The sequence below is a fragment of the Bradyrhizobium guangdongense genome (genome assembly GCF_004114975.1).
GTDB lineage: Bacteria > Pseudomonadota > Alphaproteobacteria > Rhizobiales > Xanthobacteraceae > Bradyrhizobium > Bradyrhizobium guangdongense.
Genome location: NZ_CP030051.1, coordinates 287,254 through 302,661, shown reverse-complemented (window position 1 = coordinate 302,661; position 15,408 = coordinate 287,254). Strand labels below are relative to the sequence as shown.

Annotated in this window: 11 protein-coding genes and 1 pseudogene; 10 read left to right on the top strand and 2 right to left on the bottom strand. The window is 65.0% G+C overall.

Features of this window, described 5'->3' with window-relative positions:
• Nucleotides 1-58: 58 nt before the first annotated feature.
• The 3 genes from tsaD to X265_RS01400 are packed head-to-tail and all read left to right on the top strand — an operon-like array spanning nt 59 to nt 2,531.
• Nucleotides 59-1,132, top strand: coding sequence for a tRNA (adenosine(37)-N6)-threonylcarbamoyltransferase complex transferase subunit TsaD (gene tsaD, locus X265_RS01410; protein ID WP_128963290.1), 1,074 nt, complete (start codon nt 59-61; stop codon nt 1,130-1,132).
• Nucleotides 1,133-1,134: 2 nt separating this feature from the next.
• Nucleotides 1,135-2,115 (top strand): NAD(P)H-dependent glycerol-3-phosphate dehydrogenase, encoded by a 981-nt coding sequence (locus X265_RS01405; RefSeq protein ID WP_128963289.1) that lies wholly within the window; start codon nt 1,135-1,137, stop codon nt 2,113-2,115.
• A gap of 2 nt (nt 2,116-2,117) precedes the next feature.
• On the top strand, nt 2,118-2,531 hold the full coding sequence (locus tag X265_RS01400; protein WP_128963288.1) for an EVE domain-containing protein: 414 nt from the start codon (nt 2,118-2,120) through the stop codon (nt 2,529-2,531).
• 7 nt (nt 2,532-2,538) lie between these two features.
• Here the strand turns inward: X265_RS01400 and X265_RS01395 are convergent, their stop codons facing one another.
• Nucleotides 2,539-3,708 carry a DNA topoisomerase IB gene (locus X265_RS01395; protein ID WP_128963287.1) on the bottom strand — a complete coding sequence of 390 codons (1,170 nt, stop codon included), beginning with the start codon at nt 3,706-3,708 and terminating at the stop codon, nt 2,539-2,541.
• A gap of 400 nt (nt 3,709-4,108) precedes the next feature.
• Between X265_RS01395 and acs the strand changes: the two genes are divergently transcribed.
• Entirely contained in the window at nt 4,109-6,055 is a 1,947-nt protein-coding gene (acs, locus tag X265_RS01390; RefSeq protein WP_164938370.1) for an acetate--CoA ligase, read from the top strand.
• 414 nt (nt 6,056-6,469) lie between these two features.
• On the top strand, nt 6,470-6,985 hold the full coding sequence (locus X265_RS01385) for a L,D-transpeptidase (protein WP_128963286.1): 516 nt from the start codon (nt 6,470-6,472) through the stop codon (nt 6,983-6,985).
• A 54-nt stretch (nt 6,986-7,039) separates the two neighbouring features.
• Here X265_RS01385 and X265_RS01380 read toward each other — a convergent pair whose 3' ends face one another.
• Nucleotides 7,040-7,630, bottom strand: a complete 591-nt coding sequence (locus tag X265_RS01380) for a thermonuclease family protein (RefSeq protein WP_128963285.1) — start codon at nt 7,628-7,630, stop codon at nt 7,040-7,042.
• Between the two features lie 241 nt (nt 7,631-7,871).
• Between X265_RS01380 and X265_RS01375 the strand changes: the two genes are divergently transcribed.
• The 5 genes and pseudogenes from X265_RS01375 to cysC all read left to right on the top strand — a co-directional run bounded on the left by X265_RS01375 (nt 7,872) and on the right by cysC (nt 15,381).
• Nucleotides 7,872-9,905, top strand: coding sequence for a methyl-accepting chemotaxis protein (locus X265_RS01375; protein WP_128963284.1), 2,034 nt, complete (start codon nt 7,872-7,874; stop codon nt 9,903-9,905).
• 140 nt (nt 9,906-10,045) lie between these two features.
• Entirely contained in the window at nt 10,046-11,296 is a 1,251-nt protein-coding gene (locus tag X265_RS01370; protein ID WP_164938369.1) for an FAD/NAD(P)-binding protein, read from the top strand.
• Nucleotides 11,203-12,516, top strand: a complete 1,314-nt coding sequence (locus X265_RS01365; RefSeq protein WP_308421714.1) for a sulfotransferase family protein — start codon at nt 11,203-11,205, stop codon at nt 12,514-12,516. Before X265_RS01370 ends, X265_RS01365 begins: the two co-directional genes overlap by 94 nt.
• Nucleotides 12,517-12,536: 20 nt before the next feature.
• A complete protein-coding gene (gene cysD, locus X265_RS01360) occupies nt 12,537-13,487 on the top strand; it encodes a sulfate adenylyltransferase subunit CysD (RefSeq protein ID WP_244659434.1) in 951 nt (316 codons plus the stop codon).
• Nucleotides 13,487-15,381, top strand: a pseudogene (cysC, locus tag X265_RS01355) (adenylyl-sulfate kinase). The gene cysD and the pseudogene cysC overlap by 1 nt, the downstream one beginning before the upstream one ends.
• Nucleotides 15,382-15,408 lie beyond the last annotated feature (27 nt).

The following is a 15,408-nucleotide window of genomic DNA, read 5'->3' as shown; positions in this document are numbered from 1 at the left end:
TAGCAGAACTCTGCTTTACGGATGAGCGCAAGGGCGCAAATTGGATAACAATTCGCCAATGCTGGTACTGGGTATCGAGACCACCTGCGACGAGACCGCGGCGGCCGTGATCGAGCGCGCGTCCGACGGCAGCGGCAGGATCCTGTCCAATATCGTGCGGTCACAAATCGAGGAGCACGCCCGCTTCGGCGGCGTCGTTCCGGAAATCGCCGCGCGCGCCCATGTCGAACTGCTCGACGGCATCATCGACCGCGCCATGAGCGAAGCTGGCATCGGCTTCGCCCAGCTCAATGGCGTCGCAGCTGCCGCGGGGCCGGGACTGATCGGGGGCGTCATCGTCGGGCTCACGACCGCGAAGGCGATCGCGATGGTGCACGACACGCCGCTGGTCGCAGTCAACCATCTCGAGGCACATGCGCTGACGCCGCGCCTGACCGACGGCATCGAATTCCCGTACTGCCTGTTCCTCGCCTCCGGCGGCCACACCCAGATCGTCGCGGTGACCGGCGTCGGCCATTATGTGCGACTCGGCACCACCGTCGACGACGCCATCGGCGAGGCCTTCGACAAGGTCGCGAAGATGCTGGGCCTGCCCTATCCCGGCGGACCGCAGGTCGAACGCGCCGCGGCAAACGGCGATGCCACGCGCTTTGCGTTTCCAAGACCGATGCAGGGACGGCCCGATGCCAATTTCTCGCTGTCAGGATTGAAGACAGCCGTCCGCACCGAAGCGAGCCGCCTGGCCGAGATCACGCCGCAGGACGTCAGCGATCTCTGTGCGAGCTTCCAGGCCGCGGTGCTGGACTCGACGGCCGATCGCCTCAACGTTGGCCTGAAGCTTTTCCGCCAACAATTCGGTGCGCCGCGCGCGCTGGTCGCGGCCGGCGGTGTCGCCGCCAACAGGGCAATCCGCGGCGTGCTGTTTGACGTTGCAAAGCAGGCCGGGACCCAGCTGATCATGCCGCCGCCGGCGCTCTGCACCGACAACGGCGCGATGATCGCTTGGGCCGGCGCCGAACGCCTCGCGCTCGGCATCACCGATACGATGGAGGCGCAGCCGCGCGCGCGCTGGCTGCTCGACGCGAATGCGACCGCGCCTGATGGTTACGGCAAGACGCGGGCGGGATACTGACAATGGCTGCGTTCGACTCCGTCGCGGTGATCGGTGCCGGCGCCTGGGGCACCGCGCTGGCGACGGTAGCCGCACGTGCCGGACGGAAGGTGACGCTGTGGGCGCGCAATGCGGAACATGCGACGCGGATCGCATCAACGCGTGACAATCCGCGGCTGCCGGGCGTGCTGCTCGCGCCCGAGATTGTCGTGACGAGCGATCTGGCGCTCGCCGCGCGTGCCGACATGCTTCTGATCGCGACGCCCGCGCAACATTTGCGTGGCGCGGTCAACCTGCTGGCCTCGCACATTGCAACTCCAACGCCCGTTGTGGCCTGCGCCAAGGGCATCGAGCACGGCACCCGCAAATTCATGACCGAAGTGATCGCGGAAGCCGCGCCGCACGCGCAGCCTGCGATCCTGTCAGGCCCGAGCTTCGCCGACGACGTCGCGCGCGGACTGCCGACGGCAGTGACGCTGGCGGCAAAGGACGAAGCGCTGGCGAGCCGGATGGTGCAGGCGTTGGGCTCCGCGACCTTCCGGCCCTATCACACCACTGATGTCCGCGGCGTCGAAATCGGTGGCGCCGCCAAGAACGTGCTGGCAATTGCCGCCGGCATCGTGGTCGGCCGCAACCTCGGTGCCTCCGCGCTCGCCGCACTGACGACGCGCGGCTTCAGCGAGCTGGCGCGGCTCGGACGCGCCTGCGGCGCGCGCGCGGAAACGCTCTCGGGTCTCTCCGGCCTCGGCGACCTCCTATTGAGCTGTTCGACGGCGCAATCGCGCAATTTTGCGCTCGGGATCGCGCTCGGTCGTGGAGAGGCGGCGCCCGCAGGCAAGCTTGCGGAAGGCGCATTCACCGCGCCGGTGCTGGTCGAGCTCGCGGTCTCGCAAAACGTCGAGATGCCGGTATCAGAGGCCGTCGCAGCGATTCTCGGCGGCAGAAGCACGATCGACGCCGCGATATCGGCGCTGTTGACCCGCCCCTTCAAAGCAGAGGAATGAGCATGGCGTACTGGCTGGTGAAATCCGAACCATCGGTGTGGTCCTGGGACCAGCAGGTTGCGAAGGGCGCCAAAGGCGAAGCCTGGACCGGCGTGCGCAACTACACCGCGCGCCAGAACCTCGTGAACATGAAGAAGGGCGACAAGGCGTTCTTCTACCATTCCAACGAGGGCAAGGAGATCGTCGGCATCGCGGAAGTCATCAAGGAGGCCTATCCCGATCCGACCGACAAGACCGAAAGATTCGTCTGCGTCGACATCAAGGCCGACAAGCCGTTGAAGACGCCGGTGACGATGGCCGCGATCAAGGCCGAGAAGAAGCTCGCCGAGATGGCCCTGGTGAAATATTCGCGCCTGTCGGTGCAGCCGGTGACGGCCGAGGAATGGAAGCTCGTCTGCAAGATGGGTGGAGTGTAGCGACGGGTTACACCGCCGCAGTCGCCACCACCTGCGCCAGCAGCTGCTCACGCTTTGCCTGCGAGCGCTGGCCTTTCATGGTCGCGGCGAAGCGCTCGAGGATTCCTTCCTCGAAGGCGGTGACGATGGTGTCGTGAACGTAGCTCTTGCGGCAGATTGCCGGCGTGTTGGAGAGCTTGTCGGCGGCGGCGCGGATCGCATCCAGCACCTGCTTCTTGCGGCCGCGCTGGCTGGTGGCCGGCGTGATCCGCGACAGCGATTCCACGACGACGGCAGACGCCATCAGCGTGCGGAAGTCCTTCAGCGAAATCTTGATGCCGGCGATCTCGCGCAGGAATGCGTTCACCTGCGTGGTGCTGACCGCACGCACGATGCCGTAGGCATCGCGGTACTGGAACATCCGCTTGCCGGGGACGCCCTGCAAAATGCCGATGGCGCGCACCAGCTTGGCGGCGTCGCATTCCTTGCGCACGGCCTTGCCGCCCTTCGCCTTGAAGGTCAGCACGAAGCAGTCGTCTTCCAGCGTGACGTTCGACTTCAGCAGCGTGGTCGCGCCGCGGGTGCCGTTGAGGCGGGCGTAGGATTCATTGCCGGGACGGATCGCGGTGCGCGCGATCAGCTCGATCACCGCCGAGAGTGCAAACTCCCGCGTCGGCTCGTCGCCCGACAGGAACGCCGAGACCTTGCGCCGGATCTTGGGCAGCGCACCGACCAGCCTTTCCAGACGATGCGCCTTGCGCTGCTCGCGGACCTTCTCCCAGTCGGCATGGTAGCGATATTGCAGCCGTCCCGCGGCATCGCGGCCCACCGCCTGGAGGTGCGAGCTCGGATCGGCGGAGTAGCGCACCTCGCGATAGGCCGGCGGAACCGCCATGGCGTGCAGCCGGCGGATGGTGCGGGCGTCGCGGATATGCGCGCCGTTGGGGCGGACGAAGGAATATCCCTTGCCGCGCCTGATGCGGCGAATGGTCAGCTCGTTCTGGTCGCCGAGCCGCAAGCCCAGCTCCTTGGCAAGCGCCTCAACCGAGCTCGCCGGGGCCGTGTCGTAGACCTTTTTCGGGCTGGGACGCGAGGAACCGGCCGGTTTCGGCCATTGTCCGAGGGCCTTGGCCAGCGCAATGGCGGCAGGATCGGCCGAAGCGGGCCGCGCCGTGCCGAGATTCTGCTGATCCATCATAGCCTTAAGCCTTTAGCCCTGTCTGTTACCGATCAATGCCGCTGTTCTGATTTTTGTTCCAAGAAGTCTCTTCGGACCCCGGGTTGGCCATTTAGGGTGTTCCGAACCGCATTGCGAGTCCCGAATCAGTGAAGGAAGGTTTCTAAATACCTCCTATGATGCATGGGCGACCTGCGCGGGGCTGTTCCGGAAATTGGGGTCAAGAGCGAATGCAGACGGTCCGCTTGTTTCAGACTTGCGACAACCGGACCGCGAACCTTGATCCTCCGCATGGCCGGCCCCTCATCGAAGGTCCAGCTTGTGCTGCTTGTCGGGTCCGGTTAGCCCGACGCATAATCGTCCAACGATGAAATCGGCTTGCCAGTCCCCTGTGCTCGGCTTGCCGTATGTGGAGGGAAGCATGTCCGAGAAGATCTACGACGTCCCCGCGGAATGGGCCAAGCGGGCCTGGATCGACCAGGCCAAGTACAAGGACATGTACGCCCGATCGCTCGCGGACCCCAACGCCTTCTGGGCCGAGCAGGCCAAGCGCATCGACTGGATGCACGCGCCGACGAAGATCGAAAACGTCTCCTTCGCGCCGGGTAACATCTCGATCAAATGGTTCGAGGACGGCATCCTCAACGTCGCCCATAACTGCATCGACCGCCATCTCGCCAAGCGCGGCAACCAGACCGCGATCATCTGGGAAGGCGACGATCCCTCGCAGTCGAAGCACATCACCTACAAGGAGCTGCACGACGAGGTCTGCCGGATGGCCAACATCCTGCGCACCCGCAATGTTAGGAAGGGTGACCGCGTCACCATCTATCTGCCGATGATTCCGGAAGCGGCCTACGCGATGCTGGCCTGCGCGCGGATCGGCGCGATCCACTCCGTGGTGTTCGCCGGCTTCTCGCCAGATTCGCTCGCCCAGCGCATCAACGACTGCCAGTCCAAGGTGATCATCACCGCGGACGAAGGCCTGCGCGGCGGCAAGAAGGTGCCGCTGAAGGCCAATGTCGATGCGGCGCTTGCCAAGGCCGACGGCGTCGATTGGGTCATCGTCGTCAAGCGCACCGGCGGCAAGGTCGACATGAACCCGACGCGGGACCTCTGGTATCACGAGGCGGCGGCGATGGTGACGACGGACTGCCCGGTCGAGCACATGCACGCCGAAGATCCGCTGTTCATTCTCTACACCTCGGGCTCGACCGGCCAGCCCAAGGGCGTGCTGCACACCTCAGGCGGCTATCTCGTGTTCGCCTCGATCACGCATCAATACGTGTTCGATTATCACGACGGCGACATCTACTGGTGCACCGCCGACGTCGGCTGGGTCACCGGCCACAGCTACATTCTCTACGGGCCGCTCGCCAATGGCGCGACCACGCTGATGTTCGAAGGCGTGCCGAATTACCCGGACAATTCCCGGTTCTGGAACGTCATCGACAAGCACAAGGTCAACATCTTCTACACCGCACCCACCGCGATCCGCGCGCTGATGCAGGGCGGCGATGAGCCCGTGAAGAAGACCTCGCGCGCGAGCTTGCGTCTGCTCGGCTCGGTCGGCGAGCCGATCAATCCGGAAGCCTGGGAGTGGTATCACCGCGTCGTCGGCGACGATCGCTGTCCGATCGTCGACACCTGGTGGCAGACCGAGACCGGCGGCATCCTGATCACGCCGCTGCCGGGCGCGACCAAGCTCAAGCCCGGCTCGGCGACGCAGCCGTTCTTCGGCGTTGCGCCCGAGATCGTCGACGCCGATGGCAAGGTGCTGGAGGGTGAGACATCAGGCAATCTGTGTTTGACGCGCTCATGGCCCGGCCAGATGCGCACGGTCTACGGCGATCACGCGCGCTTCGAGCAGACCTATTTCTCGACCTACAAAGGTAAGTACTTTACGGGTGACGGCTGCCGCCGTGATGCCGATGGGTATTACTGGATCACCGGCCGCGTCGACGACGTCATCAACGTCTCCGGCCATCGCATGGGGACCGCCGAAGTCGAAAGCGCGCTGGTGGCGCATGAGAAGGTTTCGGAGGCCGCCGTCGTCGGCTTCCCGCACGACATCAAGGGCCAGGGCATCTATGCCTATGTCACCCTGATGGCCGGCATCGAGCCGACCGAGGACCTGCGCAAGGAGCTCGTCACCTGGGTGCGCAAGGAGATCGGTCCGATCGCCTCGCCCGACCAGATCCAGTTCGCTCCCGGCCTGCCCAAGACCCGCTCCGGCAAGATCATGCGCCGCATCCTGCGCAAGATCGCCGAGGACGAGCCGGGCAGCCTCGGCGACACCTCGACGCTGGCCGATCCCGCCGTCGTCGACGATCTCGTCAAGAACCGGCAGAACAGGAAGCCGGCGTAAGCTCTCGTGCCCCGGACGCAGCGCAGCGTCTCTTCGACGATGCGCTGCAGAGCCGGGGCCCATCCATCTACGCAGAAGAAAGAGCTGGGTCTCGGCTCTGCGTCGCAGCACTGCGTGCCGCGCCGCGTCCGGGACACGAGCTTAGACACAGCATCCCTGAAGAACCCCCCGTTCACATCCTCACGCACTTGTCACGATGCGGGGCGGCGCGGCTGCATCTTTCCCGCCGGGTGTTGTTTTCAGGTCATTTACTTTACTTCGAACATTTCCTTTCTTTGCCCTGCTGGCTGGCCTTTGGCACACGCGCGTGGAAACCGCCCGGTTAACAAACGCGGTCAAGAATGTCTGAGGCAGGCCGGCAATTGCCGGTTTTGCGTGAATTTGGACGATCCGTTTCGGGGCAGGGGAAAATCGATGTCGATGAAGATTGCGCTGGCGTTGGCCACCACCATCGGGGCCGGGCTCTTGATATCGTCGACGGCCGAGGCGCGGCCGGAAATGGTGGGTACGCACATGGCCGATTATTCGCCGGGCACCATCGTGGTCAAAACCAACGAGCGGCGGCTCTATCTCATCCTCGATGACGGGCACGCGGTGCGTTACCCGGTCGGCGTCGGTAAGTCCGGCAAACAGTGGGCCGGCACGACCCGGATCGACGGCAAATATCGCAATCCGGCCTGGTCGCCGCCCGCCGAGGTTAAGCGCGACAAGCCGCAGCTTCCCGACGTCATTCCGGGCGGCTCGCCGCGCAACCCGATGGGTGTTGCTGCGATGACGCTGGCCGGCGGGGAATATGCCATCCACGGCACCAACGTGCCCGGCTCAGTCGGTGGCTTCGTCTCTTACGGCTGCATCCGCATGCTCAACGACGACATCACCGATCTCTACAGCCGCGTCTCGGTCGGAACGAAGGTCGTCGTGACGCGCTGATCGCCGCGGTCGCAACAGAGATTGAGGCAGCCGCGTTTCGACGCGGCTTTTTCGTTACCAGAAGCGCCAGCGCCTCGCGCACCAGCCGTCGCGATGGCCGCCATTGTAGCTGCGGGCGTAACCGCCCGCGAGCATCGCGGCCGAAACGTTGGGGGTTCGTTGGGTCGCGACGTCGGCGAGGACGCGCCCGTATTTTTCCGAGCCGAGATTGTAGATTGCGACGCCGCCCTGACCGAGCAGAGAGCGCAACGCCTCGGTGGCGGCTTCCGCCTTGTCCAGTTCGTCCTGGCAGGATGCCTTCATCTCGGGCGCATCGATGCCGCGCAGGCGAACGCGCGCGACGAGATCGCGCCCACCGCGCCGGTGCACGCGCGCCAGAAAGGTGTCGCCGTCGACGGTGCGGATGACATCGACCGGCAGGCGGTCGTCGGGGCCGCCTGACTGCCGAAGAATGATCTCGGCATCCTGCGCGCGCGCATCGGCCGGATGCCGAAGCGGCCAATTCGCCCCATGCCGGAAGGTGAGCACGATCGCCGCCACGATGGCCACCACGAACATCCATGGCAACAATCCCGAGAAGCGATGGCGGAACGGCGAGCCGCCGAACCGTGGCCGATGGAGATTGGGACGATCCGGAAAACGCATCAGATCAGGCTAGGACTGAGTCGGGGAACACGGCAAGGCACGGCCGAGCCATGGCCTGCGGCCGATAGCGCCAGTGCGGCGGTTCGCCCGGATGATCGCTGGCCGTAAAATCGCACCTGCGCGCAGCGCGGTTCCGAGTGCTCTCCTCCCGGTACTCCCTGTAGTTGTACGGAGTTTGATCTTCAGCTCTTGTTTAGTAATAGAGCAGAGTACTCGGTATGCGTGTGGGGGAGCGGTAGGCATGGCATCGTTCAAGTTTCGCATCGGTACAAAGCTCGGACTGACGGCAAGTGCGGGGGTCCTTCTCGTTGGAGGCATGCTCGGCAACCAGCTCATCAGGAACGGGCAGATCGCGGGACTGAGCGAATTGGTCGTCATCAACACCGCCAACAAGGCCAATGCCCAGGGCGCCGAGCTCGCAGTGACCCGGGCTCGCCTCGCAGTGGCGGAGATCGGATCTGCCGCTACCGCCGACAGCCTCGCCAAACAAATGGAAGTGCTGCGCAATTCCCTTGCCAATGCCACGACCGAAATAGACGCGGCATTGCAGCGATCCAAGCGCGCCGAAGCCAAAGAGCTCTGCCGAGAGGTGAAGCTCCAGCTCGAAGCCTCCCTCAAGGCCGGCAACGATCTCGGCGAGGCTCGCGGCATCGCCATCAAGGAATTCGCCGCGACTAACCAGATTGAAGATGCCTGGAACAAGTCCCTCGATAAATTGCTGACATCGCCCGCCGTCGCCGCATCGTCGAATCACCTCAACATCGAGGCTGCGTTGCGCGAAGCCGACGCGTCCTTCAAGGCGGTCAGCGCCTCCGATTGGCATTTCACGGCAACCGGTGACGTCGAGCAGAAAGACCGTATCGCCGGCCTTGCCGACGCGATGATCGGTGTCCTGAAACGGGTGCGCCAGTCGGCTGGCGGCGACAAGGAGATCGCGGACGGAATCGACGCGCTGGGGGCCCTGGCCGTACGCTACAAGGCCGCGGCCGCCGCAGCCGTGAAGGCGGAGGACACCAAGACACGCATACTTGAAGAGCGGCTGCGTCCGGCCGCTAAGGAAATCTCAACGCGCGTCGACAAGCTGGTCGCCGCCAACAACGAATATACGGCTCTGCGGCAAAGCCAGCTGATGACTGCGCTGGAGCAGGCGACCTGGGTCAGTCTGGCCGTCGGCGTCCTCGTGATCCTTGTCCTGGCCGGCTCGGCGCTGTTTTCAGTGCTCAACATCGCCCGTCCGATCCGTCGCATCGGCGACGTGCTGCTGCAACTGGCCGGCGGCAACAAGGCTGTCGAAATCCCTTATACCGCACGCGGCGACGAAGTCGGCGACAACGCGCGGGCCGCGCAGACGTTCAGGGACAATCTGATCCGCATCGAACAGATGGAAGCCGAGCAGAAGGATCAGGAGGCGGCAGCCGCCACGCGGCGCAAGCAGGAGATGATCCGGCTGGCCGGCGCGTTCGAAGATGCGGTCGGCGGCATCATCAACTCGGTTTCGTCCGCTTCCCAACAGCTCGAATCCGCCGCCGGCACATTGTCGGGGACTGCGGAAGAGACCGAGCAGCTTTCCGGAATGGTGGCCGCGGCATCCGAGGAAGCCTCGACCAATGTCGGGGCCGTGGCATCCGCCGCCGAGGAAATGAGCGCATCGGTCGTCGAGATCGGACGCCAGGTCCATGATTCCAGCCGCATTGCCGGCGAGGCGGTGAAGCAGGCCGAGCACACCGATGCCCGGATCAACGAATTGCTGAAGGCCGCAGGCCGGATCGGCGACGTCGTGAAATTGATCACCGCCATCGCGGAGCAGACCAATCTGCTGGCATTGAACGCCACGATCGAAGCGGCACGCGCCGGCGAGTCCGGCCGCGGCTTCGCCGTGGTGGCCAGCGAGGTCAAGGCGCTCGCGGCCCAGACCGCGAAAGCGACTGATGAAATCAGCGCGCAGATCGCCGGCATGCAGTCGGCCACGGAAGACTCGGTCGGCGCGATCAAGGCGATCGGCGCGACCATCTCCAAGATTTCGGACATCTCGACGACGATCGCGGCGACCATCGAAGAGCAGGGCGCCGCGACGGCCGAAATCGCACGCAACGTCAGCGAGGCCGCCAAGGGAACGGTCGAAGTTGCCGACAAGATCGCCCAGGTCAGCCACGGCGCCAGCGCGACCGGTTCGGCGTCGACCCAGGTTCTGGCATCCGCGCGCTCGCTCTCGATGGAGAGTGGCCGCCTCAAGAACGAGGTTGCGAAATTCCTCGATACGGTGCGGGCGGCCTGACGCCCGGATACCCAGCGGCCGACACAATGCCGGCCGCAAGTCCTTTCTGACGCGTCGAATTACCAACGGCTCTTGGGAGGCCCCCACGCCGAGCCCCCGCTCGCGCCTGGGACAAACAAGTTAATCTGGGGGATTGAGCGATGATCATCAGCATTGTCGGCGGCGGCGCAACCGGCATCACGATCCTGCGCCATCTGGCGGAGCTCGCCGCATCGGGGCGAGATAACGGCGCGGTCAGCGGAATTCAGCTGTTCGACAAATCCGGTTTCGACGGCGGGGTTGCCTATCGCACCCAGAGCGATTGCCATCTGCTCAACATGAAGCCGTCGACGATGTCGATCCGCTCCGGCGACGCGGACGAGTTTCTGCGCTGGCTCCAGGCCCGCGGTCTCTCCTGCCCCGGCAACAAGCATCTGCCACGGATGGTCTATCGGGACTATCTCGACGCCGTGCGATTGGCTGCGATCGCGCAATGCTGGAGCATCGGCGTGCCGGTTCATGTCGAACATGCCGAGGTGGTCCGCATGCGCTTCTCGCCGGATCGCGACGTCCTCCTGACGACCGACCGCAACATCACGCACATCTCGTCCGCACTGATCCTCTGCACGGGTCACAACCCGCCCGATGATCCCTATGGTCTGGCAGCACACCCGAAGTACATCAGAGATCCCTACGCCCAATTCACTTTCGCCGATCGGCCCGGCACGGAGGTCGGCATCCTCGGAAGCGGGCTCAGCGCGGTCGACACCGCGGCAGCGCTCGCCAAGAGCCATCAGGCGGTCAGGATGACCTGCTTCTCGAGAAGCGGCCTGTTTCCCACGGTGCAGCCGGTGACGGTTCCCAAGATCGCGAACGACTTCCGCGACGCTCTGCATGGTTATGTGACCAGCCGCGCGCGGATCGAAGCGGACGCCTTCGCTGCCCGCCTTTCGGAACTACTGCTCGAGACCACCGGGATCCGCTGCGATCTGTCCTGCCGCAACGTCGGAGGCGATGCGCTTGATGATCTCGAACACAACATCGCACGCGCCGAAACCGGCGAGCCCAGCGTCCACTCCTATCTCGTCAGCGTCATCGACGTGATGTGCGAGGCCTGGAGCCGGATGAGCGATGCCGAGAAGATGCGCTTCATGGACGTCTACAATTCCGGCTGGCTTCGCAACCGCTCGGCGATGCCGCTGGAGAATGCCGTCCGCATGCGTGACCTGATGCGGTCAGGAAGGCTCTCGACGTGCGCCGGATTGCGCAGCGTGACCGCCACCGGCGACCGGTTTCGCGCGATCCTGGACGATGGCGATTGCCGCGAGGTCGATTACGTCATCGACGCGACGGGACCGTCCTACCGGCTGGACGCCAGCCCGCTCTACCAGGACATCTGCGCCAGGGCCTGATCGCATTCGACCCGCTCGGCGGCATCAGCTGCGGCTATGACGACAGCCGCGTCCACGACCGCCACGACAATCCCTATCCGAATGTCTACGCGGTCGGCGCTCCGACCAAGGGCACGCACTTCTACGCCGCCGCGGTCGACATCAATTTGCGCCGCGCCCAGACCGTTGTCGACACGATCCTGAACCCGAAAGGTCCTGAGATGAGCACCATCATCACGTCAGTCGAAGAAACCGACCGCCTGGCCGATCTCGTGCGCCGCGACCATCCCTCACTCGACACCATGGTCCTCGCGCCTGACGGCAAGTACCAGAACAGACCGGCGGCGCTGGACGAATTGATGTGGGAAGTGAGGGACTGCCTCGCCGAGACGCTCCGGAACTGGGCTCCCGAAGACTTCCCGACGCTCTACTGCGCATGGGGGCGTTGCCGCGTGGGTTCGACCGCGCTCACAAATCTGTTCGGCGTTGCCGGCATACCTTCTTACTTCCAGCCGGTGAAGGTCGTGCTGCGCCATCGCTTGCTTGGAAACGCGGGCGAGCCCTGGGCCGCGCCGACGGCCGCAGAGCAGCCGCACATCTTCAGCAAGGAAATGGCCGGACCTTATGTCCTGGCTGAAAGCCTGTTCCTGCCGCTCCAGCCGCTGATCGAGGCAGGCTGGCCCGCCGAGAAGCTTCACATGATCATGCTCGACCGCGACCCCGCGAGCTCGCTCGCATCGTGGCTCGAGAAGTGGTCGGACCGCGTTCCCGAGGACCGCCTGATCCAGAACTATGTGATCTCTTCCCTGAACGCGCTTCGGGTCGAGAGCTATGCAAGGCGGCACGGCGTGCCGGTGACGCACTATGTCTATGAAGCCAGCAAGGACGCGACCGGCTCGGTGCGAAAGCTGTTCGACCGGCTCGGCCTGGGCGAACGCTTCATCGAAAGCGCCGTCACCGACTGGAAAGAGCGCGGGCAGATCGAAACGAAGGGGTCGGGCGTGACGTTCCTCAGCGAGCCGAAGATCTACACCGTGGTCGGCCTTCATGGGTCTGATACGGCCTATCGCTACCGGAGCCGCAAGACCGCCTCGCTGAGTGAGGCTCAGCTCCAGGTGATCGGACGCTACGGCATCGACGAGATGTATCGCGCCTCCGTGGCGGCCTGCATCCGTGATCTCTCGCTGGACACCGACACCGCGGCGCGTCTGTTCGGCGATTGCCTCGGTACCGCCGCATGAGCGGACAGCTCGCGCCCACGATGGTGGCAGCGCCGACGCACCACGCGTCCGATGACGCCACCATGCGCCACATTGCCACCAGCCATCTTCGTCGCCTCGAAGCGGAAAGCATCCATATCCTGCGCGAGACCGTGGCCGAGTTCCGCAAACCGGTCATGCTCTACTCGATCGGCAAGGATTCCTCGGTCCTGCTGCATCTGGCGATGAAGGCTTTTCATCCCGGCAGGCCGCCGTTTCCGCTGCTGCATGTCGACACGACCTGGAAGTTCCGCGAGATGATCGCATTTCGCGACCGCCGCGCGCGTGAGCTCGGCCTCGACCTGATCGTCCACACCAACCAGGACGGATTGAGCCAGGGCATCACTCCCTTCAGCCACGGCTCCGCCCGCTACACCGACGTGATGAAGACGCAGGCATTGCGGCAGGCGCTGGACCTCCACGGCTTCGACGCCGCGATTGGAGGCGCACGGCGCGACGAGGAGAAGTCGCGCGCCAAGGAGCGCGTGTTCTCGCACCGGAGCGCGGCGCATCGCTGGGATCCCAAGAACCAGCGGCCGGAGCTGTGGAGCCTGTACAACACGATGCTCGCGCCCGGCGAGAGCATGCGGGTGTTTCCGCTGTCGAACTGGACCGAGCTCGACGTCTGGGACTACATCCTGCTCGAGAGCGTCCCGATCGTCCCGCTCTATCTGGCGGCAAAGCGCCCCGTGGTCGAGCGCGACGGCACGCTGATCATGGTCGACGATGAGCGCATGCCGCTGCTTGCGGATGAAGCGCCGCGCTGGCGCTCCGTCAGGTTTCGCACGCTGGGCTGCTATCCGCTCAGCGGCGCGACGATCTCGACGGCGGCAACGCTGCCGGAGATCGTACGGGAGATGACGGCCTCACGCACGTCCGAACGGCAGGGACGCATGATCGATCGCGACAGTCCCGCCTCGATGGAGCGCAAGAAAGCGGAAGGCTACTTCTGATGTCCTATCACGAGGCCCCCACGATCGCCGCTCCCGATGCGCCGCGGCTCGACCAGGACGATCGCCCGACCTTGCGTTTCGTCACCTGCGGCAGCGTCGACGACGGCAAGAGCACGCTGGTCGGGCGGATGCTCTACGATTCCAAGACGCTTTTGGACGACCAGCTCGACGCATTGACATCGGAAAGCAAGACCGCGGGCACCACGGGCGGCGATCTCGATTTCGCACTGCTGGTCGACGGCCTGCAGGCCGAGCGCGAGCAGGGCATCACCATCGATGTCGCCTACCGGTTCTTCGCACCAAGCTGCGCCGCTTCATTGTTGCCGACACGCCGGGACACACGCAATACACCCGCAACATGGCAACCGGCGCCTCCAATGCCGATCTTGCCGTCGTGCTGGTCGATGCGCGCAAGGGCGTGATCACGCAGACCCGGCGCCACAGCCACATCCTGTCGCTGCTCGGCATTCGCCACGTCGTGCTCGCCGTGAACAAGATGGATCTGGTCGGCTTCGACGGCGGCCGTTTCGCGGCCGTCACCGCCGAATATCTGACGCTGGCCGGACAGCTCGGGATTTCGCAGGTCCGATGCATCCCGGTCGTGGCGCCGGACGGCGACAACATCGCCGTCGCGAGCACGCGCATGCCCTGGTACACCGGGCCGACAGTCACGGCTTATCTGGAGTCAGTCGACGTCGCCGGCGATATCTCGGGGCGGCCGTTCCGGCTGCCGGTGCAATGGGTCAACCGCCCGCATGCGGAGTTTCGCGGCTTCAGTGGACGGATCGCCAGCGGAGCGATCTCGTCCGGCGAGACTGTCACGGTGCAGCCGTCGGGCCGACGGACCCATGTCGCGCGGATTCTCACGCCCGTTGGCGAGCGCGATCACGCCGCGGCCGGCGAATCCGTAACACTGACATTGAGTGACGAGATCGACGTCAGCCGCGGCGACGTGCTGACCGCGGGAGCGGCACCGCTCGTCTCGGATCAGCTGGCGGCGCATCTCGCCTGGTTCGACGACGACGCCATGGTGCCGGGCCGGCGCTACATGCTCAAATGCGGCACCGCTTCGACCGGCGCAGTGATCACGACTGTCAAGCACCGCATTGAGATCGACACAATGGCGCAGGAAAGCGCCACCACGCTCAATGCCAACCAGATCGGCTATGTCCATCTCAGCCTCGACCGCGCCCTGGTGTTCGAGGCCTATCGCGACAGTCGCGAGATGGGCAGCTTCATTCTCGTCGACCCGATCAGCCATCGCACGGCCGCGGCCGGCATGACCGAGCTGTCACTCCGCCGCGCCACCAACGTTCACTGGCAACGGCTCGCCGTCGACAAATCCGTGCGCGCGCGGCTCAAGCAGCAGCGACCCTGCGTGCTGTGGTTCACGGGGCTCAGCGGCGCCGGCAAATCGACGCTCGCCAATCTCGTCGACCGGCGGCTGGCCGAGTTCGGACGTCATGCGGCGCTGCTCGACGGCGACAATCTCCGCCACGGCATCAATCGTGACCTCGGCTTTTCCAGCTCGGAAAGGATGGAGAACGTCCGGCGCGTCGCCGAGATCGCGGCGCTGTTCGTCGACGCCGGCATGATCGCCCTGGTCGCGCTGATCTCACCGTTCCGCAGCGAGCGCGAGATGGCGCGGCACCGGGTCGAGGCGGGCGAGTTCATCGAGATCCATGTCGCAACCCCGCTCGCCGAATGCGAGCGGCGCGACCCCAAGGGGCTGTATCGCAAGGCGCGGGCGGGAGAGCTGCCCGGGTTCACCGGCATCGACGATCCCTACGAGGCGCCGCAGGCGCCTGAAATCACGATCGACACTTCGGAACTGACGAGCGAGACGGCCTGCGAGCGCATCATCCGCTACTTGCAGGAGCACCATTATCTGTAGCGGCGGAATCGTGGAGGCTGCCGGGCG

What these genes read in the sequence shown, in the direction of transcription:
- tsaD (WP_128963290.1), top strand. Translation starts at nt 59, where the DNA reads ATGCTGGTACTGGGTATCGAGACCACCTGCGACGAGACCGCGGCGGCC.
- X265_RS01405 (WP_128963289.1), top strand. Translation starts at nt 1,135, where the DNA reads ATGGCTGCGTTCGACTCCGTCGCGGTGATCGGTGCCGGCGCCTGGGGC.
- X265_RS01400 (WP_128963288.1), top strand. Translation starts at nt 2,118, where the DNA reads ATGGCGTACTGGCTGGTGAAATCCGAACCATCGGTGTGGTCCTGGGAC.
- X265_RS01395 (WP_128963287.1), bottom strand. Translation starts at nt 3,708, where the DNA reads ATGATGGATCAGCAGAATCTCGGCACGGCGCGGCCCGCTTCGGCCGAT.
- acs (WP_164938370.1), top strand. Translation starts at nt 4,109, where the DNA reads ATGTCCGAGAAGATCTACGACGTCCCCGCGGAATGGGCCAAGCGGGCC.
- X265_RS01385 (WP_128963286.1), top strand. Translation starts at nt 6,470, where the DNA reads ATGTCGATGAAGATTGCGCTGGCGTTGGCCACCACCATCGGGGCCGGG.
- X265_RS01380 (WP_128963285.1), bottom strand. Translation starts at nt 7,630, where the DNA reads ATGCGTTTTCCGGATCGTCCCAATCTCCATCGGCCACGGTTCGGCGGC.
- X265_RS01375 (WP_128963284.1), top strand. Translation starts at nt 7,872, where the DNA reads ATGGCATCGTTCAAGTTTCGCATCGGTACAAAGCTCGGACTGACGGCA.
- X265_RS01370 (WP_164938369.1), top strand. Translation starts at nt 10,046, where the DNA reads ATGATCATCAGCATTGTCGGCGGCGGCGCAACCGGCATCACGATCCTG.
- cysD (WP_244659434.1), top strand. Translation starts at nt 12,537, where the DNA reads ATGGTGGCAGCGCCGACGCACCACGCGTCCGATGACGCCACCATGCGC.